The sequence below is a fragment of the Paraburkholderia sp. BR10872 genome, from assembly GCF_040965835.1.
GTDB lineage: Bacteria > Pseudomonadota > Gammaproteobacteria > Burkholderiales > Burkholderiaceae > Paraburkholderia > Paraburkholderia nodosa_A.
Genome location: NZ_JBFRCN010000047.1, coordinates 36,100 through 61,621, shown reverse-complemented (window position 1 = coordinate 61,621; position 25,522 = coordinate 36,100). Strand labels below are relative to the sequence as shown.

Annotated in this window: 23 protein-coding genes; 12 read left to right on the top strand and 11 right to left on the bottom strand. The window is 60.6% G+C overall.

Annotated elements, in window-relative coordinates:
• Positions 1–2: 2 nt before the first annotated feature.
• Both AB4Y43_RS29865 and AB4Y43_RS29860 read right to left on the bottom strand, forming a co-directional pair.
• Positions 3–1,175, bottom strand: a complete 1,173-nt coding sequence (locus AB4Y43_RS29865) for a thiolase family protein (protein ID WP_083245486.1) — start codon at positions 1,173–1,175, stop codon at positions 3–5.
• Entirely contained in the window at positions 1,172–1,594 is a 423-nt protein-coding gene (locus AB4Y43_RS29860) for an OB-fold domain-containing protein (protein ID WP_069267268.1), read from the bottom strand. Before AB4Y43_RS29860 ends, AB4Y43_RS29865 begins: the two co-directional genes overlap by 4 nt.
• Positions 1,595–1,780: 186 nt before the next feature.
• On the opposite strand from AB4Y43_RS29860, the gene AB4Y43_RS29855 reads away from it, so the two are divergent.
• From AB4Y43_RS29855 to AB4Y43_RS29835, 5 genes are all read left to right on the top strand, one after another.
• Complete coding sequence (locus AB4Y43_RS29855) at positions 1,781–2,458, top strand: TetR/AcrR family transcriptional regulator (protein ID WP_342949997.1); 678 nt, start codon at positions 1,781–1,783, stop codon at positions 2,456–2,458.
• An 85-nt stretch (positions 2,459–2,543) separates the two neighbouring features.
• Positions 2,544–3,449 (top strand): LysR family transcriptional regulator, encoded by a 906-nt coding sequence (locus tag AB4Y43_RS29850; protein ID WP_368729434.1) that lies wholly within the window; start codon positions 2,544–2,546, stop codon positions 3,447–3,449.
• Between the two features lie 118 nt (positions 3,450–3,567).
• Positions 3,568–4,254: an HAD-IA family hydrolase gene (locus AB4Y43_RS29845; RefSeq protein ID WP_368729433.1), complete on the top strand. Its 687-nt coding sequence runs from the start codon at positions 3,568–3,570 to the stop codon at positions 4,252–4,254.
• Positions 4,251–5,387: a DSD1 family PLP-dependent enzyme gene (locus tag AB4Y43_RS29840; protein WP_368729432.1), complete on the top strand. Its 1,137-nt coding sequence runs from the start codon at positions 4,251–4,253 to the stop codon at positions 5,385–5,387. The genes AB4Y43_RS29845 and AB4Y43_RS29840 overlap by 4 nt, the downstream gene beginning before the upstream one ends.
• On the top strand, positions 5,377–5,781 hold the full coding sequence (locus tag AB4Y43_RS29835; protein ID WP_069267273.1) for a RidA family protein: 405 nt from the start codon (positions 5,377–5,379) through the stop codon (positions 5,779–5,781). The genes AB4Y43_RS29840 and AB4Y43_RS29835 overlap by 11 nt, the downstream gene beginning before the upstream one ends.
• 23 nt (positions 5,782–5,804) lie before the next feature.
• Here the strand turns inward: AB4Y43_RS29835 and AB4Y43_RS29830 are convergent, their stop codons facing one another.
• From AB4Y43_RS29830 to AB4Y43_RS29805, 6 genes are all read right to left on the bottom strand, one after another.
• The gene (locus tag AB4Y43_RS29830; protein WP_342949993.1) at positions 5,805–7,361 is read right to left on the bottom strand and encodes a methyl-accepting chemotaxis protein; all 1,557 of its coding nucleotides are present in this window, start codon (positions 7,359–7,361) and stop codon (positions 5,805–5,807) included.
• A 96-nt stretch (positions 7,362–7,457) separates the two neighbouring features.
• Positions 7,458–8,075, bottom strand: a complete 618-nt coding sequence (locus tag AB4Y43_RS29825; protein ID WP_368729431.1) for a hypothetical protein — start codon at positions 8,073–8,075, stop codon at positions 7,458–7,460.
• A gap of 417 nt (positions 8,076–8,492) precedes the next feature.
• Positions 8,493–9,572, bottom strand: a complete 1,080-nt coding sequence (gene yjfF / locus AB4Y43_RS29820; RefSeq protein ID WP_368729430.1) for a galactofuranose ABC transporter, permease protein YjfF — start codon at positions 9,570–9,572, stop codon at positions 8,493–8,495.
• Positions 9,569–10,609: an ABC transporter permease gene (locus tag AB4Y43_RS29815; protein ID WP_368729429.1), complete on the bottom strand. Its 1,041-nt coding sequence runs from the start codon at positions 10,607–10,609 to the stop codon at positions 9,569–9,571. Before AB4Y43_RS29815 ends, yjfF begins: the two co-directional genes overlap by 4 nt.
• Positions 10,606–12,120, bottom strand: coding sequence for a sugar ABC transporter ATP-binding protein (locus AB4Y43_RS29810; RefSeq protein ID WP_368729428.1), 1,515 nt, complete (start codon positions 12,118–12,120; stop codon positions 10,606–10,608). The genes AB4Y43_RS29815 and AB4Y43_RS29810 overlap by 4 nt, the downstream gene beginning before the upstream one ends.
• 111 nt (positions 12,121–12,231) lie before the next feature.
• Complete coding sequence (locus tag AB4Y43_RS29805; RefSeq protein WP_368729427.1) at positions 12,232–13,200, bottom strand: ABC transporter substrate-binding protein; 969 nt, start codon at positions 13,198–13,200, stop codon at positions 12,232–12,234.
• Positions 13,201–13,875: 675 nt separating this feature from the next.
• On the opposite strand from AB4Y43_RS29805, the gene AB4Y43_RS29800 reads away from it, so the two are divergent.
• From AB4Y43_RS29800 to xylB, 7 genes are all read left to right on the top strand, one after another.
• Positions 13,876–15,147: a sugar ABC transporter substrate-binding protein gene (locus AB4Y43_RS29800; RefSeq protein ID WP_368729426.1), complete on the top strand. Its 1,272-nt coding sequence runs from the start codon at positions 13,876–13,878 to the stop codon at positions 15,145–15,147.
• Between the two features lie 94 nt (positions 15,148–15,241).
• Complete coding sequence (locus AB4Y43_RS29795; RefSeq protein ID WP_069267281.1) at positions 15,242–16,120, top strand: carbohydrate ABC transporter permease; 879 nt, start codon at positions 15,242–15,244, stop codon at positions 16,118–16,120.
• The gene (locus tag AB4Y43_RS29790; RefSeq protein ID WP_069267282.1) at positions 16,108–16,920 is read left to right on the top strand and encodes a carbohydrate ABC transporter permease; all 813 of its coding nucleotides are present in this window, start codon (positions 16,108–16,110) and stop codon (positions 16,918–16,920) included. Before AB4Y43_RS29795 ends, AB4Y43_RS29790 begins: the two co-directional genes overlap by 13 nt.
• A gap of 10 nt (positions 16,921–16,930) precedes the next feature.
• On the top strand, positions 16,931–17,965 hold the full coding sequence (locus AB4Y43_RS29785; RefSeq protein ID WP_368729425.1) for an NAD(P)-dependent alcohol dehydrogenase: 1,035 nt from the start codon (positions 16,931–16,933) through the stop codon (positions 17,963–17,965).
• Positions 17,966–17,968: 3 nt separating this feature from the next.
• Positions 17,969–19,141 carry a sn-glycerol-3-phosphate ABC transporter ATP-binding protein UgpC gene (locus AB4Y43_RS29780; RefSeq protein ID WP_342949985.1) on the top strand — a complete coding sequence of 391 codons (1,173 nt, stop codon included), beginning with the start codon at positions 17,969–17,971 and terminating at the stop codon, positions 19,139–19,141.
• Positions 19,142–19,195: 54 nt separating this feature from the next.
• Entirely contained in the window at positions 19,196–20,086 is an 891-nt protein-coding gene (locus AB4Y43_RS29775) for an AraC family transcriptional regulator (RefSeq protein ID WP_342949984.1), read from the top strand.
• 48 nt (positions 20,087–20,134) lie between these two features.
• Positions 20,135–21,595: a xylulokinase gene (gene xylB / locus AB4Y43_RS29770; RefSeq protein WP_342949983.1), complete on the top strand. Its 1,461-nt coding sequence runs from the start codon at positions 20,135–20,137 to the stop codon at positions 21,593–21,595.
• A gap of 110 nt (positions 21,596–21,705) precedes the next feature.
• On the opposite strand, the gene AB4Y43_RS29765 is transcribed toward xylB, so the two are convergent.
• The 3 genes from AB4Y43_RS29765 to AB4Y43_RS29755 all read right to left on the bottom strand — a co-directional run bounded on the left by AB4Y43_RS29765 (position 21,706) and on the right by AB4Y43_RS29755 (position 25,481).
• Positions 21,706–22,848, bottom strand: a complete 1,143-nt coding sequence (locus tag AB4Y43_RS29765; protein ID WP_368729445.1) for a porin — start codon at positions 22,846–22,848, stop codon at positions 21,706–21,708.
• Between the two features lie 75 nt (positions 22,849–22,923).
• Complete coding sequence (locus AB4Y43_RS29760; RefSeq protein ID WP_342949981.1) at positions 22,924–24,126, bottom strand: ADP-ribosylglycohydrolase family protein; 1,203 nt, start codon at positions 24,124–24,126, stop codon at positions 22,924–22,926.
• Positions 24,123–25,481 (bottom strand): sugar MFS transporter, encoded by a 1,359-nt coding sequence (locus AB4Y43_RS29755; RefSeq protein ID WP_342949980.1) that lies wholly within the window; start codon positions 25,479–25,481, stop codon positions 24,123–24,125. The genes AB4Y43_RS29760 and AB4Y43_RS29755 overlap by 4 nt, the downstream gene beginning before the upstream one ends.
• Positions 25,482–25,522: the final 41 nt, after the last annotated feature.

The following is a 25,522-nucleotide window of genomic DNA, read 5'->3' as shown; positions in this document are numbered from 1 at the left end:
TCTCACCTTCCAAGAATGTGTATTGCGCAGGCACCGTGATCGAAGCCGTAGGTGCCTCCACCGGTGATGTGCGCCAGCCCGATTCGCGGACCGCGCGGCTTGTCTTTCGCGACCTGCCGTGCGCCGCAGCGGCCCTGCAACTGGCGGGTTATTTCGACGATCTGCGCGATTCCCGACGCGCCAAGCGGATGGCCCCTGCAGAGCAGACCGCCGGACGGGTTGAACGGAATCCGTCCGTTCAGCGACGTTTGACCTTCCCTGATCAAAGCCGCCCCTTCTCCGTGGCGGGCAAAACCCAGTGCTTCGTAGTACAGCAATTCGGCGATGGTGAAGGCGTCGTGACACTCGACGAGATCGATGTCGGAAGGGCCGATGCCGCAGGATTCGTAGGTCTCGTTCGCACAACGCATCGTGACCTCGGGAGTCGTCATATCCCTGCCTCCCTGCATGTAACGGCCCGACGTCAGATGCGACGCAAGAATCTTCACGGCGCCTTGCCGATTCGCAATGGGAAAGTCGGAGGCCGCAAGCACGACCGCCGATGCGCCATCGCCCAGCGGGCAGCACTGATGCAACGTCAGCGGCGAGGCCACCTGCCGACTAGCGAGCACCTCATCCACCGACATGGTGCTGCGGATCTGTGCATACGCGTTGAGCGCGCCATTCGCCCTGGCCTTGACCGCGATCTGCGCGAGATCGCGAGGCGACAAATCGAATTCGTGCATGTACCGCTGTGCGCGCATTGCGTACAGCGCCGGCATCGTCAAACCGTTCGCCGCCTCGACATCCTCATCGCCCAGATCAAGTGGGCCGCTGCCGAGACGGGTCAATTGCTCCGCTCCGACCACCACGGCACAATCCACCGCCCCCGCGGCAATCGCGAGCCAGGCGTGCCGGAATGCGCTCGCCGACGACGAGCAGGCATTTTCGAAATTCGCCGCTTCGATGCCGGTCAGCCCCGTCTCCCGTGCGATACGTTGAGCAGCCAATGGACCACCGGATACCGTTCCGCAATAAATAGCGCCGATGCGCGGTCGATCGATTCCAGCTTCATCAAGTGCCTCGATGACCGCAGGCGCGGCGAGCTGCGCAAGACTCACTTCCGGGAAACGCCCAAAGCGAACCATACCTGTGCCAGCGACGCTCACGCTCCTCAAACCGTTCGTCGCGCTCATGAACTTACCTGCCGGGGAACTTCGCCGGGTGCGGCAAAGAAGTAGATGAACTGGCTCGCTCGTTTGTTTGCTGCTTTCACTCGCAATTCGAGTTGTTGCCCCGTCTGGACAGCGCCAGCCTCCATTTCGATGCGCCCGAAGACCCTCAGACCCTCACTAAAGTCCACGTAGCCGACGGTATAGGGCGTGTCGACGCCCCTTGGTCCCATATGCACCACGCTGTGGCAGTAGAGGGTGCCGATTGTCGGCAGCGGCAACGCAACGAAGTCGCGGCCGCCGCAGTGCGGGCACACGGTGAGGACTGGATAGATGGGCGCTTCACAGCCGGAGCACCTCGCCCCGAGTAATGACCAGCCTTTCCCGCCTCTGATAACCGAGGCTGTGCTTAATCGTCTGAAACCGTTCACGCTGGCTCCCATTTCTGTTCGAGCTTCATGGTGTAGTGTGTATTACACTATAGTACTAAACGGCAGCGAGAAAGGTAGGGAAAACCCGGCATTACCGATGCGTCCGATTTCGAAGGACCGTCCGCAGTCTCGCTTGCTGGCGATTTTCGCCAACGGGGGGCAGAATGCCTTCCAGACCGATAGTTTTGGAGCTTGTGAGTGGAAATAGCGAAGGCAGGAAGGAAGAAGCCCATCTCGCGCGGAGAGACTTCCTCGACGAACGGCGTAGAGGGATATCAGCAGCGTGTTAGCAGGGAAAAGCGCGCGTTGATCCTGGAGGTTGCAATTGCAACGTTCCTGGAAAGCGGATACGACGCGGCCACGATGGATTCCATTGGCGATCGCGCGACAGTGTCATACGCGACCCTGTACAAACATTTTCCCAGCAAGGAAACGCTGTTCGTCGAAGCGGTGGACCATCTGATCCATCAGCTATTCTCGAGCTGGAAAGATCACGTCGTGCCCAACGACGTCGAACCGGGCCTGCGCGAAATTGGACGCGCATTCTGCGAGCTCGTTTCAGACGCGCGGTTGATTTCCGCGATGCGCCTGATCATTGGGCAAGCGCGAAACTTTCCCGCGGTGGGCGCCCGCTTTCAACTTGCGAAGCATTTATTCAGCGATATTACGGATGCCTGGTTGCAAAGGCGCGTTGACGAAGGCGAGCTGCGTGTTGCCGACGTGCAGCTCGCGCGCGCAGAATTCATTGGCATGCTGGGCGAGACCGTTTTTTATCCTCGCCTCATGCAAACAGACTACGCCCTGTCCGACGATCAGGTAGAACGCGTCGTCGAGAGCGCCGTTTGCACTTTCCTGGCGCGATATCGAGTCCAATGATTCGCATCGCGGCGATCCCCGCTGCGTCCCTCCCGGCGCGGGCCCACCGAACAACAATTGCAGCCGCAACCGCGATGAGACCAACATGAGCGATTCAAATGACATTCGCTTCCTGCTGACCATACAGGAAACCGGCAGCCTCGTTGCGGCAGCGAGAAAGCTTGGGCTGTCGCCGCCGGCGGTCACGCAGCGGTTGCAGCAGATCGAAAGAAAACTCGATATCCGCCTCGTCGACCGCAGCGCTCGCCGCTTACGGTTCACGGAAGAAGGAATGTTGCTGTGCCAACGCGGCGCACACCTGGTGACACAGTTCGACACGCTGTTCGAGGATTTGCGCGCACGCCGCGGTGGGCTCGTCGGCACCGTGAGAGTTCGCGCGCCACTGGGTTTCGGGCGGCGCTATCTCGCTTCCGTCGTGTCCCGCTTTCAGCAGGACAACCCCGACGTCGACATCGAGTTGACGCTCACCGATCAACCATTGACCGAGGCCGCCGACCGCTATGACATCGTGGTTCATATCGGCGATCTGCCTGCGTCGAATCTGATCGGCTATGCGATTGCGCCGAATGCACGCTTCGTGTGTGCATCCCCAGCGTTTCTGAAGCGCTTTCCGAACCCGGAAACCCCTGACGATCTGGCCGAACTGCCATGTATCGTGCTGCGAGAGAACAACGAAGACGCATCGCTCTGGCAGTTCCGCAAGGGCCGCACGGCGCGCAGTATCCGCGTGTCGTCGAAGTTGAGCTGCAACGATGGCGAGGTGATTCGCCAATGGGCGTGTGAGGGCCGTGGCGTCATTCTCCGCTCGGAATGGGACGTTGCCGGCGATATCGCGAAGGGAAACCTCGTGCGGCTGCTCCCCGCATGGAAGGCGCCCGACGCCGATGTGATCGCACTCACCAACAATCGCGCCGGATTGCCCGCACGCACCCGGCAATTCATGCAGTATCTGCAGGCACATTTTCGCCCACAGCCGCCGTGGCGGAGCTAGCCGACACCTCGAAAGACATTCAATCTTTCTGAATGATTGATTTCGTGCGACTGAATTCCCGGCGCCTGATCGAACTCTATACTTGATGCCATGAACGAACCGCATGGAGGCCTCGCTCATGAGCAGTCCATCTTCAACGACCGGCTATCCGAAGGCGGTCCTCTTCGATCTTCTCACCGCGCTGCTCGACTCGTGGACGCTCTGGAACCGCTCCGCAGGCTCGGAGCAGGCTGGGCGTGCGTGGCGCGCCGAGTACCTACGTCTAACCTACGGTTGCGGGCGCTACGTCGCCTACGAACAGCTGGTAAAGCAGTCCGCGGTGCACGTGGGCTTGCCCGAATCCTCCGCACTCGCGCTTGAGGTAGACTGGCTTCAACTGACACCGTGGAGCGGTGCCGTCGAGGCAGTGCAACAGCTTCAACCGCATTGCAAGATCGCTATCGTAACCAACTGCTCGATACGACTTGGCCGCCAGGCGGCAGGAATCTTTCCCGTCAAATGGGATGCCGTAATCACCGCCGAAGAAGCCGGCGCATACAAACCCGACCCGACGCCCTATCGCCTGGCGCTCGACGTGCTCGGCGTGACGCCTTCGGAGGCCGTCTTCGTCGCCGGCTCGAGCTACGACATGTTCGGCACCGCCTCGGTCGGCTTGCGGACTTATTGGCACAACAGGGTTTCCCTGCCCTTGGTAGAAGGTGCGCCGCCTCCCGAAATCGAGGCGCCGACACTGGAATCACTTGTGCCCTGGTGCAGCCGGTTCCGACATTTCGGCGCACAACAAGCTGCCCAACTGAAATCATGAAACTTGATCAACTCGATACCCCTGCAGCCCTGGTCGATATCCCGCGGATGAACAGGAATATTGCGCGTATGCAGTCGCGCCTGAACGCGCTCGGCGTGAAGTTTCGCCCGCACGTGAAAACGACCAAATGTAGGGAGGTGGTGCACGCGCAACTGGCAGCCGGCGCGAACGGCATCACGGTTTCGACGCTGAAGGAAGCGGAAGCGTTCTTTGCGGCTGGCGTGACCGATATTCTCTACGCGGTCAGTATCGTGCCGTCGAAGCTGCCAAGAGCGATGGCGCTCCGACAACGGGGCTGCGATCTGAAGCTGGTGGTGGACAACACGCGCGCAGCGGTAGAAGTCGCGAGGTATTGCGCCGGGCAGAAGGAAGCCTTCGAAGTCTGGATCGAGGTGGATACAGATGGGCATCGCTCAGGGATCGCGCCGGAGCAGGATGCGTTCCTGGAGGTCGGGCGCATCCTGCATGACAGCGGCGTCAAGCTCGGCGGCGTGATGACACACGCGGGCTCCAGCTACGAGCTTCACACGCCCGATGCGCTGTCTGCGCTCGCCGAACAGGAACGCGCAGGCTGTGTTCGCGCAGCGCAACGGCTGCGTGACGCGGGCCTCCCTTGTGACGCGGTGAGCGTCGGTTCGACACCCACCGCGTTGTCCGCCGAGAAACTGGATGGCGTATCCGAGGTGCGCGCGGGTGTTTACGTCTTTTTTGATCTCGTGATGCGCAACATCGGCGTATGCTCGACCGATGACATCGCTTTGAGCGTGCTCACGACGGTCATCGGCCATCAGCCGGAAAAAGACTGGGTGATCGTGGACGCAGGCTGGATGGCGATGAGCCGCGACCGCGGGACGTCGCGGCAGACGGAAGATTTCGGATATGGTCTGCCCTGTCGTCTCGATGGCACGCCTTTGACAGACTGGGTTTTAAGCGGTGCAAACCAGGAGCACGGGATTTTGTCGCCGGCTCATGAAACACAGCAAACAACGAACCTGGCGACCCGCTTTCCGATCGGAACGAAGCTGCGTATCCTGCCCAATCATGCCTGCGCAACAGGCACGCAGTTCCCGGAGTATCACGCGCTATCCGCAGATGGCGAAACAACCGTATGGAGCCGCTTTCATGGCTGGTAACGAATCGGGCACGCGATTGCCGCGCACGGAAAACCCGGTGAACCTGCGTCCCCCGGGGGGCCACTATAGTCACGTGGCGATTGCAAACGGACTGGTCTTCGTGTCGGGTCAGTTGCCGATCGACGCGCAGGGCCAAAAGCTGACCGACGCGTCGTTCGAGGCGCAGGCCGAGCAGGTGCTGGCGAATCTCAAGGTTGCGCTAGAAGGCGCAGGCAGCAGCATCGCGCAACTGGTCCAGGTTCGCGTCTATCTCGACGATATCGAGCATTGGCCGAGTTTCAATCAGATCTACGCGGATTGGGCGAGCGAGGCGCGGCCGGCACGCACAATCGTGCCGACGGGACCGCTCCACTTCGGCTTCAAGATCGAGATCGAAGCGACAGCAGTGCTATAAGGTTGCTTGTGCTCGCGGCAGAGTCACGACGTACCCGATGCGATCTTGAATTCCGAAACGACATTGTCGAGCAGCGCGGCCTGCTCCTTGAGCGACTGGGCTGCGGCTGCAGCCTGCTCGACGAGTGCCGCATTTTGCTGAGTTGTTGTGTCCATTTGCACGACCGCGCCACTCACCTGCTCGATGTCGTGACTCTGTTCCTGCGTAGCCCGGTGCAACTCAGCCATCAACCCGCTTACCGCTGAGACTGACGACACGACCTCGGTCATGATCGTGCCTGCCCTTTGCGCGAGCAGCGAACCTTGGTCGATCTTCCCGACCGTCGCATCGATCAACTGCTTGATCTCTTTTGCCGCCTGCGCACTTCGTTGAGCGAGACTTCGGACCTCACTCGCAACGACCGCAAAACCGCGCCCGAGTTCTCCAGCCCGTGCCGCCTCGACGGCGGCATTCAGCGCCAGAATGTTGGTCTGGAAGGCGATGCTCTCTATCAGGCCCACGATTTCGGCGACCTTGCTGGAATGCACCGATATGCCTTGCATCGTCCGGACGACTTCGTGAACCACCTCGCCGCCCGCAGATGCCGTTTGTGAAGCCGCCAAGGCCTGTCGACTCACGGTATCGGCAGTCTCCGCGTTCTTCTTGACGGCCCGCGTCAGCTGCGCCATGTTCGCGGCTGCAAGCTCGAGCGACGCCGCCTGTTGCTCGGTTCGCCGCGAAAGATCCGCGCTGCCGGAGGCAATCTCCTGTGCGCCGACGTTGATGGTTTCCGTTCCGCCGCGAACGCTCCGGACAGTTCGCACCAGCGCGTCCTGCATCGTCCTGACGTCCGCCATGAGCATTCCCATCTCGTTCCGATATTCGGCGAGCACATCGCCCTGAAGATTGCCTGAGGCAATGCGCGCGAGATGTGTCTTGATTTCAGCGATAGGGCTCACCACGATTCCAACGAGGATCCGCCGAGCGCCTATTCCCACGGCAAGTGCGACCACCGCCGTTGCCGCAAGCATGGCGACCATCAAATGAAAGCGCGACTGCGCCTGCGCAAAACGTTGCCGTTGCAAGTCGACGACCGCGTTCTCGCGTTCCTTCATCGCGCTCTGATAAGACGCCACCGCATCCTGTGTCGCCTTGCCCTGGAGTTCCTTGAAGTGGCCGAAATCCATTTGGCCGAGCGCGTCAGCCGCGGGCAGGATCGCCTTGTCGAGGACCGACCGGCGGCGCTCTGCCAGCTGCTTCGCCGCATCGGAGTCCGCGCCCGATTGCAGTGAAAGATATTTCGAGAATTCTCGTTCGGAATCCTTTAGATCCTGGCGCGCGCCCGAGAGCAAGTCCGGCTCCGGGTCACCCAGACCATACAACGAAAGGTAGCTGTCGAGTGAAACGCGTGCGCGCTGAAGCAAGGCGTCACTGGTCTTCAGCGCGACCAGCGAACTGGTATCCACTTCATACATCGCTCGCAGCGCGTCGTTGTTCAGCTTCAGCGCCAGAATGCCCGCAGAGCTCGTCACAGCAAGGATGACGACAAACACCGAAATTACGCAGGTCAGCCCGCTTTTGATACTGAGCCCCTTGAGCATGTTTCCCCCCGATTCATGATGTGTCAAATCGACCTCTCCACACGGGCCGTGACGACCTTTTTATTAATATGAAAAGATTCCAACTGCGATAAACCACTACTCCGCCGAGTAGCGCGCGGTCCTTGTCAGAGACGCCAGACGCTCGACTGTGAAGCTGACCCGACGGCAGAGCGTTTGTCCCGCAGCAAGAACCGAAAGCCCGTGCAAGCCATCGCCGTCGCGGACGTAGCGGTGTTCCGATTGATCATTCATCACCTGGAACGAAAACGAATCGTCTTCCGGATATGCACAAAGGCGATAGCAGTCTGTGTTACCCACAATCGCGAGAGAAAACTGTCGCGCCGGCCATTCGACCAGCGCCCTCCCTCCCCAGCCAGTGAACGCGTGGTCTACCGCCTTCGCCGGTAAAGGGAATGTCACCCCGAATTGCCACGCGAACGGAGCCGGAACGAGCCTGGGAGTCTTTCCGTTCTCTCGTGCAATCCAGATCCCGCCCGCCGGCGCGCTTATGCGGGTATCCGCGTCGCGCACCAGGGCCGGACTGACCTCGATTTCGCACGGTAGCGGCGTGTGTCCCGTATTCTCGAGCTCGACGGCGATTTCCAGTGTCGGCCCGTCAAGCTCATATGTCTGGACTGCCCTATAGCGCTCTGCGACTTCGGCTATCAAGCGGAGACATTTTTCTCCGGTCGAGTCGATTTTCCAGTCGCCCATAAGTGCAACATCGGCCAGCGGAACCCGCCGACTTGCGCCGATTGGCTGTGATCCTGACGACGTTGCCGCAGCCCGGATGTCCTGCGCCACGTTCTGAACCCAGATCGACGGTTGACACGATAGTCGACGGGGAGCAGTTCCATGCCCTCGCCGCTGCGCCTGTCGAAAGACGGGCGTCCACACGCCCCGGTCGTTCCACTCTAGTTGCGCAATCCCGCCGTGGCGCCCCGCCTCTACGTCGAGCCTCAGAGAGGCGTTCGAAAGCGTCGTCTGCCGATACGCCTTGTCGCCTGTGCCCTGCTCTGGCTCTCCAGGTTGCGCCGCCTTCCCGAAGCCTGGCTGTCGTAAATCCGTTTCCCGCAACTCGAGCATGTTCTCCCCTCTCGTTCGGCCAGACTGGATATCAACCTGAGACGTTCAGGTCGTCGTGACGAGATCACCGCGACCGCGCTTATCCCGCCCCCGCTGCCCACCGTGCGATGGGCCGGCCGAGGTCGGCACGAAACCCCCGCCGCCCTTGCGGCGTCGACCCGCGTGCCGCTCGATGATCCGCTGCAGCAGACAGAACACGCAGAGCAATGCGCCGATGACTATGCGCGTCCACCACGAACTCAACGTGCCGTCGAAGGTGATCAGCGTCTGGATGGTGCCGAGGATGCCGACGCCGAATAGCGAGCCAATTACGTAGCCGACCCCGCCGGTCAACAACGTTCCGCCGATCACCGTTGCAGCGATCGCATCGAGTTCCATCCCCTGTGCCTGCAGTCCGTACCCGGAAAGCACATACAACGTAAAGATCACCCCGCCCAGCGCCGAGCAGAAGCCGCTCAACGCATAGACAGCGATCTTCGTTCTTGCGACTGGCAAGCCCATAAGGAGCGCAGAGCGCTCATTGCCGCCAATTGCATAAACGTTGCGCCCGAAGCGCGTAAAGTGCGCGATGAAAATGGCGATCACGAGCGTCGCAATGCCAACCAGCGATCCGGCATTGAGGGAGCCGCCGCCGACCGGAATATTCAGAGACGCGACAGCATGGAACGTCGGCTCGTCGATCGTGATCGATTCCGTCGTAATCAGGAAGCATGCGCCGCGAGCCAGGAACATGCCCGCGAGCGTGATGATGAACGGCTGCAGGCGGAAGAAGTGAATCAGCGCTCCCATCGCCGCACCGTAGAGCGCGCCGAAAACCAGCACGATCGGCACGACGACCCAGATGGGCCAATGCAGCCACTGCGCGCCCACAGCGCACAGTATCGTGGTCAGGGCAACCACAGCGCCGACCGACAGGTCGATGCCCCCCGACAGGATCACGAACGTCATGCCAATCGCCACGACGAGCAGAAACGCGTTGTCAACGAACAGGCCCGTCAATACCTGCATCGAAAAGAAGCCGGTGTACATGACAGAACCAAAACCGAACAGCGCGGCGAACAGCACGATCGTTGCGACGATGGGCAGGGTTCTCGGATCGGCCAGACGGCCAGTCAGCTTTCTCATGATGGACTCGTTCCGGTGGATGCGCGTTCGCGCGCCGGGGAAAGAAGATGTTTCACCTGCCTGACAACCAGCGCACGCGCAACCTCCGACTGAATGACACTCACCGCGACCACGACAATCGCCTTGACAACGAGCGTTGCTTCCGGCGGCACACCGATCGAATAGGTCGTGTAGGTCAACGTCTGGATGATCAATGCGCCGAGCACCGTGCCGCCAAGACTGAAGCGGCCGCCAAGCAACGACGTCCCGCCGAGCGTCACGGCCAGAATCGCGTCGAGTTCGAGCAACAGACCCGCATTGTTTCCATCGGCACTCCGTACGTTCGAGCTGGCGATGATCCCGGCGAGCGCCGCCATCAACCCACAGATGACATACACGCCGAAGACGATCGCGCCGGAACGCAGCCCGACCAGCCGCGTTGCGACAGGATTGACGCCAATGGAGCGGACAAAGAGTCCGAGCGCGGTGCGGTTCACCAGAAGCGCGAGCGCGAGCGTCACGACGACCGCGATCCAGACCGAGCAGGGAACCATCGCCAGATATCCATCTCCCAGCCTGAGGTAGCCAGGTGCACCGATGGGAATAATCTGGCCGCCGGTCAGCAACTGTGCAACGCCCCGCCCTGCGACCATCAATATGAGTGTGGCGATGATCGGTTGCATCCCGACGAGCGCGACAAGCAGGCCGTTCCACATCCCGGCCAACAGTCCGACGGCAATCGCCGCCCCAAGCGCCATGCCAACGCGCGACGGATCCGCCTCGAGGATGATCGCGGCGGCCGCGCCCGCAATGGCTACCGTTGCACCGATCGAGATGTCGATGCCTCGCGTCGCGATGACGAGCGTCATGCCGAGGGAGACCATCACGAGCGGCGCAGCACGATTGAGGATGTCGATCGGCGCACCGAAAAGATGACCGTCGAGGACTGTCACAGAGAGAAAGCTTGCGCGATGCGCCACGTCCAGAAGAATCAGCAAGACGAGTGTGATGGCGGGCCAGACCAATTGATGCCGCACCAGCGCGCGAACCGGTTTCATGACTCGCCTCCTGCGATGAGTTGATACACCTGATCCTCCGAGAGGCGATCGCCCGCGATCTCGGCGACCTTGCGACGGTCGCGCAGGACAGCAATCCTGTGACTGACGCGAACCACCTCGCTCATTTCAGAAGAGATAAAGAGAATTGCGAGGCCTTTCGCGCAAAGCGAACGCACACGGTCCATGATCTCGAACTTCGCGGCGACGTCGATACCGCGCGTTGGCTCATCCATAATCAACAGTTTCGGCTCGGTCGCGAGCCAGCGGGCGAGCAGCACCTTTTGCTGGTTTCCCCCCGAGAGCAGGCCGATGGGCTGCTCTGCGTCGCGTGCCTTGATCCCGAGTTGCGCGATGTATTCATCGGCCATTTTTCTTTGGCGGGCGTAACTCAGCATGCGCCACCATCCACGTCGTGCCTGCAACGCCAGAACAATGTTTTCCCGGATCGACAATGCCGCTACGATTCCTTCTTTTTTTCGATCCTCGGGGCAATAGGCAATGCCATGTCGCACAGCGTCACGCGGCGAAGTGAGCTTCGCGCGATGTCCGTCGATCAGCATCGTCCCAGTGTCCGGGCGTTCCGCGCCGAACACCAGCCGCGCTGTTTCGGTGCGGCCAGAACCGAGCAGTCCAGCAAGGCCGACGATCTGGCCTGGACACACGTCGAGATCGACGGGACTCATCAATCCGCGCCGACCCACACCCTGCATGGAAAGAAAGGGGGTTGCCGCTGCCTCCGGGTGTGGACCGTCCGATGCGCCAGCCTTCATTGCCTCATTCATGCCTTCGCGGCCAGTCATCTTTGCGACCAGCACGTCGACGGGCAAGTCCTTTGCCAGGTACTCGCCTTCTCGTGCGCCATTACGCATGACGGTGATGCGATCCGATACGGCATAGGTCTGCTCAAGAAAGTGCGTCACGAACAGAATCGCCATTCCCGATTCCTTCAAGCGGCGCAGCACAGCGAAAAGCCGCGCGACTTCGCCGTCATCGAGACTTGACGTCGGCTCGTCGAGAATGAGCACGCTCGCGTCGACGGAGACGGCGCGCGCGATTGCCACCATCTGCTGGACCGCGATCGGGTAGGAATCCAGCGAGCGCGTGACATCAATGTAAAGATCCAGAGCGGCCAGCGCGTCCCGCGCCTGCACGTTGATCGCTTTCCAGTCGATTGCTCCGCGCTTCTTGGGGTGCCGGCCGGCGAAGATGTTCTCCGCCACTGAAAGGTTCGGGCAGAGGTTCACTTCCTGATAGAGCGTCTGGATGCCGGCGGCTTCGGCGTCCAGCGGCGCGGTGAAGCGAACCGGCTTCCCAGCGAGGCAGATTTCGCCGCGATCGTGTGCGAATACGCCCGTGAGTACGTTGATGAGCGTTGATTTGCCCGCGCCGTTCTGGCCCATCAACGTGTGAATCTCACCGGGAAACAGCCGAAAATCGACCTGCTGCAACGCCTTGACGCCCGGGAACGTCTTGTCGATGCCGGTCATTTCGAGTATGGGTAAAGGCTTCATGATGTTCGCGAGATCCGCAGACGGCCTCGGCAGTGGTGTCGGGGACGAGCCGGCGCGCTCAGGAGCGACGCTCCCGAGCGCGCCCGTCAGCGGCTAGATATGACGTGCAGATCAGTACTTTCGGCTCGACATGACTTGCGCTGCGACATTCATCGGGAAGATGCCTTCGTCGGTCACGATGCGCCGCGGAATCTGCTTGCCGGCCACGATGTCCTTCACCGCGGCCATCAACTGAGGACCGAGCAACGGGCTGCATTCGACGTCCACGTTGATCTTCCCGTCCACCATGGCCTGGAAGCCACCCTTCGTCGCGTCGAAGGAAACGACCGTGACATCCTTGCCCGGTTTGATGCCTGCTTCTTCCATGGCCTGGATTGCTCCGAGCGCCATATCGTCGTTATGGGCATAGACCACGTTGATCTTTTTGCCGTACGTCTTCGCAAACGCTTCCATCACCTGCTTGCCGCCCGCAAGCGTGAAGTCACCGCTTTGCGACGCGATCACCTTGAACTTCGGATCGCTCTTGATCACTTCCATCAGGCCCGCATGACGATCGTTGGCTGGCGCGGAACCGACCGTCCCTTGCAGTTCTGCGATGTTGATGGGACCTGGCTCGTTCTTGTAACGCTCCTCGAGCCAGTGGCCTGCGCGCCGCCCCTCTTCCATGAAGTCGGAGCCGATCATCGTCACGTACAGCGAGGGATCCTTTACGTCGATCGCGCGATCGGTGAGGACGACCGGAATCTTTGCACGCTTCGCCTCTTCGAGCACCGGCTCCCAGCCGGATTCGACGACAGGCGAAAACGCGATAACGTCGACCTTCTGCGCGATGAACGAGCGGATCGCCCTGATCTGGTTTTCCTGCTTCTGCTGGGCGTCCGAGAACTTCAGGTTGACGCCGGCATCCTTGGCTGCCGCTTTCACCGACACGGTGTTTGCCGTGCGCCATGCACTTTCGGCGCCAACCTGGGAGAACCCAAGCGTAATCGGCTTGCCCTGTGCGAATGCGCTTGTCCCGGCAGCAATCGCGAACGCCGCCCCCACCATCGTACGTAGTGCGATCTTTCTGACCAGCTTCATTATTCTGTCTCCGATGTACGAGTTTCTAATTACTATTTTTCGCCACAGCCTGATGCTGTTCGAATCACCGATCGAATGGATGCTTTAGCCAAAACGCAAGTATTCCGCTCCCCTGTCTCGTTAGATTTGAATTTCCGGGCAAAGCCGGGTAAGGCAAGAACGTCGTCGACTCGGCCCCTTGCCTCGAGACAGCGCTCGATCAACGGGTTCGGCACAGTCTATGGAGAAGCCCGATAACCTTCCAATGAAAAATTCGCCTTCTCCGATACACGTTTTGGCATTGGTGTAAATACCTATCTGTGCCTTCGCGAATTGTCTTGCCAACCTGATCTCCAGTGGATTTTGTCCTCGCGACTATAATAATTACATAGGGATACTTATGATCAGAATCGGAGTGATCTGTCGCGTGACAAAGCGAAAGGCTGTGCGCGCGACGATCCCCGAACCACCCATCGAACCGAAATCGCGCCCTGCCAGAGCGCATAACCACGCTCTCGGTCCGACACAAAATTTTGCGCTGCACACAAAAACTGAGCAAAAAGTACAGAACCGCTGCCCCGTTTTGGCGTGGCTGGCGCGCCAGGCCGGTGCTAACTTACGCTCGCTATCTACCGGCACGCAAGCTCCACCGGCCGATAACAAACCACTCGAACTAAAACCTTCCAGGAGACGGCAGTGAAAAGGTTCCACTATTCCGCACTGTGTGCGTTGCTGGGCGCGACCCTGCCTGTCGTGTCGGTCGCGCAGTCGTGCAATGTTCCTGTCATCAAGGTGCTCGCGCAGAAAAGTCTCGGCCTGACCGTGATGGAAAAATCCTTGCCGGACTACGAGAATAAGACCGGAACGAAGATCGAGATCAGCTATTTTGGAGAGAACGACCGCCGTGCAAAATCGCGGCTCGACGCGTCGACCGGCGCCGGCTCATACCAGGTCTACTACGTGGATGAGGCGAATGTCTCCGAGTTCGCGACGGCGGGCTGGATCGTGCCCCTGCTGAAGTACTACCCCAAGGAAGCCGACTACAACGACTTCCTGCCCGGACGCCGCGCTGTCGCGAGCTATAAGGGCGTCGCGTATTTCGCGCCGCTCATCGGCGGTTCCGACTTCCTGTTTTATCGCCGGGATATTCTCGAAAAAGCGCATATGCCGGTGCCGCGCACGCTCGACGAACTGGTTGCCGACATCAAGAAACTCAACGCGCCGCCGAACCTGTACGGCTGGGTTGCGCGAGGCCAGCGCGGCTCCGGCATGAACGTCTGGCGCTGGGCGCCGTTCATGCTCGCCGAAGGCGGCACATGGACCGACAAGCAGCAGCAACCCGCATTCAATTCACCCTCTGCCGTCAAGGCCACGCAGCTTTACACGGACCTCTTCAAGTATGCGCCGCCGGGCTCAACCACCTATGACTGGAGCAACGCACTCGAAGCATTCCGCTCTGGCAAGGTGGCGTTCATGATCGAGTCGACGCCGTTCGCCGACTGGATGGAAGACCCCACCAAGTCGAGTGTCGCCGACAAGGTCGGCTACGCGAGACCGCCCTCACCGCTGCCGTCCGCCGCTTACGGGCATGGTCTGGCCATTTCTGCAGTCGGCGCAAAGGACGAATGCGCCCGCCAGGCAGCCGGCAAGTTCATTGCGTGGGCAACGAGCAAGGAGCAGGAACAGGCGCGCCTGCGCGACAACGTGTTCAGCGACTACAACCGCACGAGCACAGTCGAAAGCGACTATTTCCAGAAGCATGTCAAACCGCAGATTCTCGCCGGGTTGAAGGATACGACGCCGGTGTCGAAGGTTACGTTCTGGCCGAGCCCCCAATGGCCGGATATCGGTGACAACCTTGGCGTGGCGCTCGAGGAAATCTTTACGGGCACCCAAAAGGACATTCAGGGCGCGCTCAACGATTCGACCCAGTACGCGGAAGATGCCATGGAGCATGCGCGCAAGTGAGGGGCACCGCGGGGACGCGCGCGAGGCGCGCGAATCCCTTCTGTGCAACGGAGCGGCGGCATGCGCTCCCGCGTATTCGAAGCTGGAGAGCTGAATGTTCAATCGCGGTAAGACTAGCCTTCCGTTCGTATTTCTGGTGCCGCCTCTCGTTGCGATGGCGGTCCTGGGATTCGTGCCTACCATCGCGGCGATCAACCTCGCGCTCCGCAATCGCGTGTTGCGCTACCCGGACAGCGAGTTCGTCTGGATGCGCAATTTCGTGCGCCTTGCTGCCGATCGGCGCTTCATCAACTCCATCGAGGTCTCGGCCATCTGGGAGGTCGTGACGGTGCTAGGCGCGGTCGCGCTCGGAATCGTCGTTGCCATTTATCTGTTCGAGCATGTGCACGGCCGGTTGCGCAATGCCATCAGTGTGCTGCTGATCATCCCTGTGCTGTTGCCACGTGTTTCTGCGGCGTTTATCTGGAAGTTCATGTACTCGCCGCTCAATGGCATTCTCAGCTGGTTGATCGGCCTCTTTGGCATCACGAACACGGCCTTTCTCTCGGACCCGGCGCTTGCGCTCTATGCGGTCGCGCTGGTCGATATCTGGCAATGGGGACTGTTCTTTTCCGTGGTGGTGCTGAAGCTGCTCGAGACGCTGCCGCCCGAGCCGCTCGAAGCCGCACGGCTCGACTATGCGAGCACATGGCAGGTTTATGCATACATCGCGCTGCCAATGCTGAAGGCACCGATCATGAGTCTCGTGTTCATCAAGATGGTGGAATCGCTGCGCTCGTTCGACCTGATCTACGTGATGACCAAAGGCGGCCCGGGCGTATCCACCGAAACGCTGGACATGTACGCGTACTCCCAGGGAATCGGCCTCGCAGGAAAGGTGTCATACGCGTCGAGCATGGCGGTCCTGATGATGGTCGCCACGACCTTGATTTTCACGCTTATCTGGAAGCGGGTGAACAAATGGGAAGACTGATCTCCCGCAGTACGATTCTGCTGCTCGGTGTAGCGCTCGCCGTCGCGGCGGTGTTCCCCGTACTCTGGGCAGTGCTCAATTCACTGAAGAACCTGCTCGATATCGTCACACCCACGCCGCGTTTCATCTTCACGCCCACTCTGGACAATTACCGGCAGGTGATTTCGAGCCCGGAGGTGCTGATCGCACTGGAGAACAGTTCGGTCATCGTGGGCACCGCGGTCATCCTGGGCACGGTGCTTGGCGTGCCAGCAGCCTATGTGATCGCGCGTTTTCACGTTCCGGCAAAACGCGACATCCAGTTCTTCCTGCTGTCGCTGCGTTTCCTGCCGCCGGTCGCGGTAGCGATTCCGCTCATCGCGATCTGGGTGGACCTCGGGCTGTATGACACGCGGTTCTCGATGATCGTCACCTATCTGCTAACGACCTTGTCCACCATCACATGGCTCTCGATACCCGTGTTCCAGCGCATGCCGCGCGAGATCGAGGAAGCCGCCACGCTCGACGGTTATGGACCTTACGCCGTGTTCTGGCGCATTGCCTTGCCGACCTGTGGCAACACACTGCTGGGCGGCATCATCTTCAGCTTCGTGCTGGTCTGGAACGAACTGATGATGGGACTTGCGCTGACGTCCTCGCGCAGCGCCACCCTGCCGGTCGTCGCATCCGCGTTTACGTCGCTCGGTCAGGAGGTGCCGTGGGGCGTGATCAACGCGTCGACAGTTCTACTCGCACTGCCGCCAATCATCTTCGTGGGCGTGCTGATTCGCCTCCTGAACTCAATGGTCAAAGGAAAATAAGGAGAATGTTGTGAAGGCACTTGTACTGGAAGAAGCTAGACGCCTGAGCCTGCGGGACATCGATTTGCCGCTTGCGATCGGGCCACGCGATGTCAAGGTTCGCATTCATACCGTTGGCGTGTGCGGAAGTGACGTGCACTACTTCACGCACGGCCGCATTGGGCCGTTCAAGGTCGAACAGCCGATGGTGCTCGGTCATGAGGCGTCGGGCACGATCGTCGAGGTGGGGGCCGAAGTCGGTCACCTGAAAGTTGGCGACCGCGTTTGCATGGAACCCGGCGTGCCGCAGTTCGATTCACGTGCCACCATGCGCGGACTGTACAACCTCGACCCCGCCGTGAGGTTCTGGGCCACTCCCCCGGTGCATGGCTGCCTGACTCCCTACGTGGTGCACCCAGCCGCGTTCACTTTCCGGCTTCCGGACAACGTCTCGTTCGCGCAAGGCGCCATTGTCGAGCCCTTGTCGATCGGCCTGCAAGCAGCCACGAAGGCCGCGATGAAGCCCGGCGACGTGGCCGTCGTAATTGGTGCAGGCACCATCGGCGCGATGACGGCGCTCGCGGCGCTCGCGGGCGGCGCGTCGCGCGTGATCCTCGCCGACGTCGTGAAAGAGAAATTGCGCCATTTCGCGGGCAATCCGGCGGTGACTACTGTGAATGCCGCAGTGGAATCGCTCCAGGACGTGGTGCGCCGGGTGACCGAAGACTGGGGCGCCGATGTCGTGTTCGAAGCCTCGGGCAATGCGAACGTCTTCGAGACGCTGCTGGACCTCGTGTGTCCGGGCGGCTGCGCGGTGCTGGTTGGCATGCCGCCAGGCCCGGTCGCGCTCGACGTGGTAGCGATGCAGGCAAAGGAGATCCGGCTCGAATCCGTGTTCCGCTACGCGAACATTTTTCCGCGGGCGCTGGCCCTCATCAGTTCGGGAATGATCGACGTGAACCCGTTCATCTCCCGCAAATTCGCATTTTCAGACGGCATCAAGGCGTTCGAGGAAGCCGCTGCTGGCCGGCCCGAGGACGTGAAGATCCAGATCGAGATGGATTGAATCATGGCGACTATCGTCTGCGAAGGGCTCATGAAGCAGTACGACGCCGGGCAACCGGTACTGCATCCACTCGACCTGCATATCGACGAAGGCGAGTTCGTCGTTCTGCTGGGGCCGTCGGGATGCGGCAAGTCGACGATGCTGCGCATGATCGCCGGGCTGGAGGAGATATCGGGAGGCAATCTCTCGATCGGCGGCACTGTCGTGAACGACGTACCCGCACGCGAGCGCAATGTCGCGATGGTCTTTCAGAACTACGCGCTCTATCCGCACATGAGCGTGTACGAGAACATCGCATTTGGCCTGCGGCGCCTCAAAACGCCCAAGGCCGAGATCGACCGCCGCGTGCGCGAGGTGGCCGCCATGCTCAATCTCGATGCGCTGCTAGAGCGCAAGCCGCGCGCCATGTCGGGCGGCCAGCAGCAGCGCGCCGCCATCGCCCGGGCGATGATCAAGACGCCCGCGGTCTTCCTGTTCGACGAGCCTTTGTCGAACCTCGACGCCAGGTTGCGCGCCCAGTTGCGCACCGACATCAAACGCTTGCATCAGCGCCTGAAAACGACCACGGTCTACGTGACGCACGACCAGCTCGAGGCGATGACGCTAGCCGACCGCGTCATTCTGATGCGCGGCGGACGCATCGAGCAGGAAGGCACGCCGACCGAGCTTTACCGCTATCCGCGCACGATTTTTGGTGCGGGCTTTATCGGCACGCCTGCGATGAATTTTCTCGATGCCTCGGTGCAACGCACTGGCGAAAGAGTCATCGCGTCGTCTGCCGTCGGTCACTGGGAACTACGCGCAAACCGCTTTCAGCGCTTGCAGGACGGACAGGCGATCAAGCTGGCGGTTCGCCCAAATTTCGTATGGATTCCCGATGATGTGAGAGCGGATGATGCACTCATGCTCAGCGGTGCGGTGGAGCTGGTTGAAGTGTTGGGCGCAGAAGCGCTCATTACCGTTGACTGCTCAGGCGAGCGTATCACCGCGCTTGTACCGGCGAATGCCGTGCCTCACACCGGGGATCACGTCAGACTCGCGTTGCGCGAACACGATCTGCATGTTTTCGACGTCGCGACGGGGGCTAACGTGTCGCTTGGGCTGGCAGAAGAGGCAGCTGCGGCGCCCCTGCCCGACTCGCGCCTGCACGCGGCGCCCGGCGTGGGAGTACATTAGCGTGCGAGCGCGCGTGTTGGCCGCGAAGCCAGGATTCCCGTGGAGACGAGAGCAATGAATCCGGATCTCGAATTGGTCCATACCCGTCAGGACGAGTCCTTTCGGGCCTGGGTGCACGACTATCCGCATATGGTTGCGAAATGGCACTTCCACCCGGAGTACGAAGTGCATGTCATTCGTGCTTCATCGGGCAAGTTCTTCGTGGGCGACCACATCGGGGACTTCCATCCTGGCAACATCGTGCTGACTGGCCCGAATCTGCCTCATAACTGGGTGACAGACAGCGGCGGCGCGAGCGTGCCGTCCCGCGACCTCGTGCTGCAGTTCTCGCGCGATGCAGTCGAAAAGATGGTCGCGGCATTCGCTGAACTCAGCCCCGCGATCGCGCTAATCGATCAGGCGTCGCGAGGTATCCAGTTTCCGGACGCACTCGGCCTCGCGATTGCCCCTGTGATGCAGGAGGTTTCAGGTGCGCACGGTGCGCGCCGCGTGATGCTGCTGATGTCGATCCTCGACCAGTTGATCGCCTGCACCAGCAGGAAACTGCTCGCCGGTCCGGCATACAACGTCAGTGCGCAGCCCTATATGTCGTCGACCATCAACCAGGTGCTGTCCTACATCCAGCAGAATCTCGTCGGCAATCTGCGTGAAGTCGACGTTGCGGAAATGTCGAGCATGAGCGTCAGCACCTTTACGCGCTTCTTCAAGCGGCATACGGGCTGCACGTTTGTGCAGTATCAGAACCGGCTGCGCCTCAACGAAGCCTGCGAACTGCTCATGTGCTCGGATCTCGGCGTGACCGATATCTGTTACCGCGTCGGATTCAATAACGTATCGAACTTCAACCGGCAGTTTCTCGCGCAAAAAGGGATTCCGCCGTCGAAATTTCGCGCGTTGCACCGGCTCAACGACGCCCCCTCACACGCTCACAAGGCAGCGGCCTGAGACCACGCCAAGGCGGCGCAGCCGCCCGCTCACCGTCGGGAATACACTTTGAGTTATCTGGGAATCGACCTCGGCACGTCCGAGGTAAAGGTTGTGCTCACCGATGCCGAATCGAACGTCATCGCCAGCAGCCGGGCCCGACTGCGCGTCGATAACCCTCACCCCCTGTGGTCGGAGCAAAGCCCCCAGGACTGGTGGAACGCTACGCTCGACGCCGTCGCGGCGCTACGCAGTGAGCAGCCTCGCGCGTTCAGGGCGCTGCGTGGGATCGGCCTTTCCGGCCAGATGCACGGCGCGACGCTACTCGATCGCAGTGGCAACGTCCTGCGTCCGGCGATTCTGTGGAATGACACGCGCGCCTACGCGGAGTGCGTCGAACTCGAGGCGCTCGTGCCCGACTCGCGCAACATCACCGGGAATCAGGCCATGCCGGGCTTCACGGCGCCCAAGCTGCTCTGGCTTTCGAAGTACGAGCCAGCCGTTTTTCGTGCAGTGCAGAAAGTACTGCTTCCGAAGGATTACATTGCGTGGCGTCTGACGGGTGAGCTTACATCCGACATGTCCGACGCCTCGGGGACGCTATGGCTCGACGTTGCAAAACGCGACTGGTCCGACCGCATGCTCAACGCGACCGGGTTGTCGAGGGAGCACATGCCCCGGCTGGTTGAGGGCAGCGAGCCTGCGGCCCCGTTACGGGGAGACCTTCAGCGCGAGTGGGGCCTCGATGGCAGCGTGACGGTTTGTGGCGGCGCCGGTGACAACGCCGCGAGCGCAGTTGGCATCGGCGTTGCCCGGCCGGGCGATGCGTTTCTGTCTCTGGGGACGTCGGGCGTGCTCTTCGCCGCGACCGCGAGCTATGCACCGAACCCGGCGCAGGCAGTCCATGCTTTCTGCCATTGCGTGCCGCGGCATTGGCATCAGATGAGTGTCATCCTCAGCGCAGCGGCAAGCCTGCACTGGCTGTCCGGCTTGCTCAAGAGCAGCGTTGCCGAGCTGATCGAAATCGCCCCCTCGGGACAAAGCGCCATCGCGCCGATTTTCCTTCCCTATTTGAACGGGGAGCGGACGCCGCACAACGATGCCGCAGCAAAAGGTGTCTTCTACGGGATGACTTCGGCGCATGGCCCCCAGCATCTCGCATACAGCGTGATGGAAGGCGTCGCGTTCGCGATGGCGGATGGATATGCGGCGCTGCGGGAAGCGGGAACGACGCTCACCGCGGCCGCATTGATCGGCGGCGGTTCTCGCAGCGCATACTGGGGAAAACTCTGTGCTTCCGCGCTTGGCTTCGAACTCAATCGAAACGAAGGGGGCGAACTCGGAGCGGCACTTGGAGCGAGTCGCCTCGCTCGTCTCGCGTGCACACGGGAAGAACTCGCGGCAGTGGTCAAAGCGCCCGCTGTCCTTGAACGATACGAGCCTGAGACAGCACTTCGGAGCGTGCTGAGAGACCGGTTCGAACGGTATAGCCGGCTCTATCAGGCGTTGAAATCCGAGTTTCGTACCTGAACGGCTCTGGACCGAAGGGCGTTGCAGCAGGAGCCCGAATCGGTCTGGGCGCACGGCATCGCCCCACGCCCACACCCAACTGAACTACGGCAAACCACCGGCTAGCGCACTCAGAATTTGTGCCGCAGTCCCACGTGCACGAGCATCTGACTAGCCGTACTCGACTGCCCCGCACTGCCGAGTATCAACGCCCCGCCCATTCCGCCCATGTCATCAGCCACGCCGCTCACGTGCTGCCACACGCCCTGGACATACACGTCGGTGCGCTTTGATAGCAGGTAGTCGCCCATCACCCCAATCTCGTTCCAGTTCGGGCGGACGGTTCCGTTGCTCGCGGCGTAGTCGCCATGTGTAAAGGTGTACATCGCCATCACGGAGAACTGCGGAGTCACCTGGTATGACCCGTTGATTTCGTAGTTGCTGAATCTCAAGCGCGTGCCGTTCAGTGTCGCGCGAACGAGGTTGTTCCTTACGGGCTGGCCGATGTCCGTATAGGTATAAACGAAGGCGACTGCCGCAGGTCCGAAAGCGTACTTGATTCCCGCGCCAGCTATCTTCTGGGAATCTGCGACGAACGGCGCGGTGTCGGGCGTGACGGCACCGTTCGTGCTGGTGCCGAGGCCGTTGACGTTCGAGTACGCGCCGGCGATTACCAGAGGACCGCGCGTGTACTGAACCCCCACGCTGTATTCACGGTCTTGCGCGAAACCCGTTGCGTTGCTGAACGCGTATGTCGCCCCGACACTTAGGCCCAGATAGTTCGCGCTGGTGTACTTGATCGCGTTGTTGATGCGAAACGAGCCGTCCGTATTGTCGTTATCGAACGGATGCGAGAAGGCATAACCGCCCCACGACGAGTTTGCCGTCATTGGCGCCACATAATCATTGATCATGTCGAGTTGGCGACCCAGCGTCAGCGTCCCGAGCGTGCTCGAAGCCAATCCGAAATACGCTTGACGTCCGAACTCCCGTCCGCCCTGCGATAGCGTGCCGTTATTGATGTTGAAGCCGTTTTCGAGCCTGAATATCGTCGTGAGGCCACCTCCCAGGTCTTCAATTCCCTTTAGCCCCCAACGACTTCCCTGCGCGCTTCCACTGACCATTTGCCAGCCAGCATGGCCACCCGCATTGCTCGTGTAACTGGGGCCATCGTCGACGATCCCATAGAGCGTAACGCTTGACTGTGCATGCGCGATGCCAGTCAATGCAAACATTGCGATTGCAATCGCAGAAAATGGGATAGTGTCTCTCATTATATAACTCGTAGTACTAATCAATTTGAAAACGGAGATCGATACGAATACCGACCACCCGGGCATAAGTTCTGACTATTCCGTGCCGAACGCTTCAGGACTCCCTGTCCTCCGTGCGAGGTCCGCGCGCACCTTGAACTTCTTTTCAGCGAACGCACGGTCCGCCTCGTGAACAGCCTTCACCGTTTGACCGAAGCAATCGGCCGCGAACAGCAGATCCAGCCGGTTCACCTCGTCAAGTTGCCGGCAAATGCGCTCCTCGATCACGGTGCTGCCATGCATTGCCCCCAGCACCGCTCCGATCATCACGCCAATCGAATCGGTGTCGCGTCCCGAATTGATGCCGTCCTCGATCGCCTGATGGAAGTCGCCGTAGTTCGTCATGATGAAGCCGAGCGCCAGCGGCAATTCTTCGATCGAAAGACGCCGCGAGGGCCGATAGGCGTCGGACGCAATACCGGCTTTTCTCGCGGTATGCTCGACATCGTCACCAATCGGCGAGAAGCGTCCGATGATCCGGTGAAATTCCGTGACCACCGTCTCGTAGTCTTTGCCGCGCAGTCGCACTGCGGCATCGGCGATCGCGTCAATCGCTGCACGCGTGCCGTCCTTTGCGACGCCGAGCGCTGCCTCGACAACCGCTTCGATCGCGACGCCAGGCACGAACGCCGCGGCTACCGCACTGGCGAGCACACCGGCTGCTTCGAGCCCATAGCTCTCCTGATGCCCGCTGGCAAATGCGATCGCTTCGTCATAGGCGCCCTTGGGATCGCCGGCGTTGATCGCGCCGATCGGCGCGATGTACATGGCCGCACCGCAGTTGACCATGTTCCCGATTCCTCCTTGACGCGGATCGCAGGAAGCAAGCTGATGCCGCAAATAGATCCATTTCTCCGGATAAAACAACCGTTCGATCAGCACCGTCTCGCGCTGCAGTTCGGGTATCCATCGCGGAACCCAGGCGATCTGGCGCACCATTGCATCGGCCATATCCCACGCGTCGAGGTGCCGACCGACCTCGTTGTACACACTCATCAGCGATAGCGCCATGAAGGTGTCGTCGGTGACAATGCCGCCTCCACGTATGCGTCCCTTACGGCCGGCTTCGTCATCTTTCGCGCGGTGCCATTCGGTATTGATCGAAGTGACTCGCCCGAAGCGCTCACGGATTTGCGACGCCGAAAGCTTCTCGACCGTGGCGCCGAGCGCGTCGCCGTACGCGATCCCGTACAGAAGTCCACGGATACGGTCCTGCAGTGACCGGTGGGCAATGCTCATACGTTTTCCTTGTCCTTGTTTTCGCCGCTGCCGTGTCGGGTCCGTTGCGTTTGGGACCTGCTCGTTACGCTCGATTCCCGCCTGCCCACCATATGGCCATGGAAGCCGTAGTACATGATGTACAGGTAGCACGACACGGTTAGCAGCATGTACACAAACTGAAAGTCATACACTCGCTTCAGGTGTGCAAAGAGTTGGGGCATCACGGCTCCCCCCACAATTCCCATAATCAGTAATGCCGATCCGGTTTCGGTAAACCGGCCCAGTCCTTTGATCGCGAGCGGAAAAATCGCCGGCCACATCATCGCGTGCGCGAAACCCAGTGCAGCGATGAACGCAATCGACGTATAGCCGTCAGAGAGATATGCGCAAACGCTGAGCAGCACGCCAATGAGTGCGGAGACGACGAGATAGCGCTGCTGCGAGATAAAGCGCGGCACGAGAACGAGCCCGACCAGGTAGCCAACGAGCATCGCGGACATCGTGTAAGAGGTGAAGTGTTTGGTTGCGTCGAGCGGCAGATTCAGGCTCTGCCCGTATAGGCCGATGGCGTCACCGGCCAGCACTTCAGCGCCTATGTACGTGAAGATGCAAAGCACTCCCAACCAAAGATGAGGAAATGAAAAGATGCTGCGCGCGGAATGACTACTGCGCTCAGCGACATTGACTTCCGATGGCTTGATGTCGGGGAGAGACGAAAATGCGATGAAAATGGCGAGCGCCGCGAGAATGGCCGCGAGCGTGAGATACGGTCCGTGCAGTCTGGCGGCAAATGCGTTGAGCAGAGCGTCGGCATGTGCTGCTGTCGGCGCCGCTTTGACCCGGCTGACGAATTCGCCCACGCTACCCATAACCAATGCGCCGAATACGTAGGGGGCAAGGATACCCGCGGTCTTGTTGCAGATTCCCATGGTAGCCACACGCCGCGCCGCGCTGTCGATCGGCCCCAGAATGCTGACGTACGGGTTGTAGGCGGTCTGCATCAAGGACAGGCCGGTTCCGATCACCAAAAGGCTTGCAAGTACGCCGGGGTAGCTGTGCGCACCAACGAACCAGCTGAAGGACAGCGCACCGATCGACATGACGCCCAGGCCTGCCGCCATCCCTCTTTTCATCCCGATTCGCTTCAGCGCAGCGGCATACGGCAATGCGAACAGGAAGTATGGAACATAGAAGACGACGGTAATCAGGAGCGCCTGAACGTCATCAAGCCTGAAGGCCAATTTGACGAAGACGGTTAACGGCCCGTTTAGCCAACTGAAGGCCCCGGTCACGAAGTACAGCATGCCGATGGTCAGCATCGGCCGGAGATATGTTCTGCCGGGCGGTTGGACGATTGGTTGAACGGTCAACATGGTTCCTGTCTCCTCCAATAAGTTTTGGCTTTGTCATGAGT

What these genes read in the sequence shown, in the direction of transcription:
- AB4Y43_RS29865 (WP_083245486.1), bottom strand. Translation starts at nt 1,175, where the DNA reads ATGAGCGCGACGAACGGTTTGAGGAGCGTGAGCGTCGCTGGCACAGGT.
- AB4Y43_RS29860 (WP_069267268.1), bottom strand. Translation starts at nt 1,594, where the DNA reads ATGGGAGCCAGCGTGAACGGTTTCAGACGATTAAGCACAGCCTCGGTT.
- AB4Y43_RS29850 (WP_368729434.1), top strand. Translation starts at nt 2,544, where the DNA reads ATGAGCGATTCAAATGACATTCGCTTCCTGCTGACCATACAGGAAACC.
- AB4Y43_RS29845 (WP_368729433.1), top strand. Translation starts at nt 3,568, where the DNA reads ATGAGCAGTCCATCTTCAACGACCGGCTATCCGAAGGCGGTCCTCTTC.
- AB4Y43_RS29840 (WP_368729432.1), top strand. Translation starts at nt 4,251, where the DNA reads ATGAAACTTGATCAACTCGATACCCCTGCAGCCCTGGTCGATATCCCG.
- AB4Y43_RS29835 (WP_069267273.1), top strand. Translation starts at nt 5,377, where the DNA reads ATGGCTGGTAACGAATCGGGCACGCGATTGCCGCGCACGGAAAACCCG.
- AB4Y43_RS29830 (WP_342949993.1), bottom strand. Translation starts at nt 7,361, where the DNA reads ATGCTCAAGGGGCTCAGTATCAAAAGCGGGCTGACCTGCGTAATTTCG.
- AB4Y43_RS29825 (WP_368729431.1), bottom strand. Translation starts at nt 8,075, where the DNA reads ATGGGCGACTGGAAAATCGACTCGACCGGAGAAAAATGTCTCCGCTTG.
- yjfF (WP_368729430.1), bottom strand. Translation starts at nt 9,572, where the DNA reads ATGAGAAAGCTGACTGGCCGTCTGGCCGATCCGAGAACCCTGCCCATC.
- AB4Y43_RS29815 (WP_368729429.1), bottom strand. Translation starts at nt 10,609, where the DNA reads ATGAAACCGGTTCGCGCGCTGGTGCGGCATCAATTGGTCTGGCCCGCC.
- AB4Y43_RS29810 (WP_368729428.1), bottom strand. Translation starts at nt 12,120, where the DNA reads ATGAAGCCTTTACCCATACTCGAAATGACCGGCATCGACAAGACGTTC.
- AB4Y43_RS29805 (WP_368729427.1), bottom strand. Translation starts at nt 13,200, where the DNA reads ATGAAGCTGGTCAGAAAGATCGCACTACGTACGATGGTGGGGGCGGCG.
- AB4Y43_RS29795 (WP_069267281.1), top strand. Translation starts at nt 15,242, where the DNA reads ATGTTCAATCGCGGTAAGACTAGCCTTCCGTTCGTATTTCTGGTGCCG.
- AB4Y43_RS29790 (WP_069267282.1), top strand. Translation starts at nt 16,108, where the DNA reads ATGGGAAGACTGATCTCCCGCAGTACGATTCTGCTGCTCGGTGTAGCG.
- AB4Y43_RS29780 (WP_342949985.1), top strand. Translation starts at nt 17,969, where the DNA reads ATGGCGACTATCGTCTGCGAAGGGCTCATGAAGCAGTACGACGCCGGG.
- AB4Y43_RS29775 (WP_342949984.1), top strand. Translation starts at nt 19,196, where the DNA reads ATGAATCCGGATCTCGAATTGGTCCATACCCGTCAGGACGAGTCCTTT.
- AB4Y43_RS29765 (WP_368729445.1), bottom strand. Translation starts at nt 22,848, where the DNA reads ATGAGAGACACTATCCCATTTTCTGCGATTGCAATCGCAATGTTTGCA.
- AB4Y43_RS29760 (WP_342949981.1), bottom strand. Translation starts at nt 24,126, where the DNA reads ATGAGCATTGCCCACCGGTCACTGCAGGACCGTATCCGTGGACTTCTG.
- AB4Y43_RS29755 (WP_342949980.1), bottom strand. Translation starts at nt 25,481, where the DNA reads ATGTTGACCGTTCAACCAATCGTCCAACCGCCCGGCAGAACATATCTC.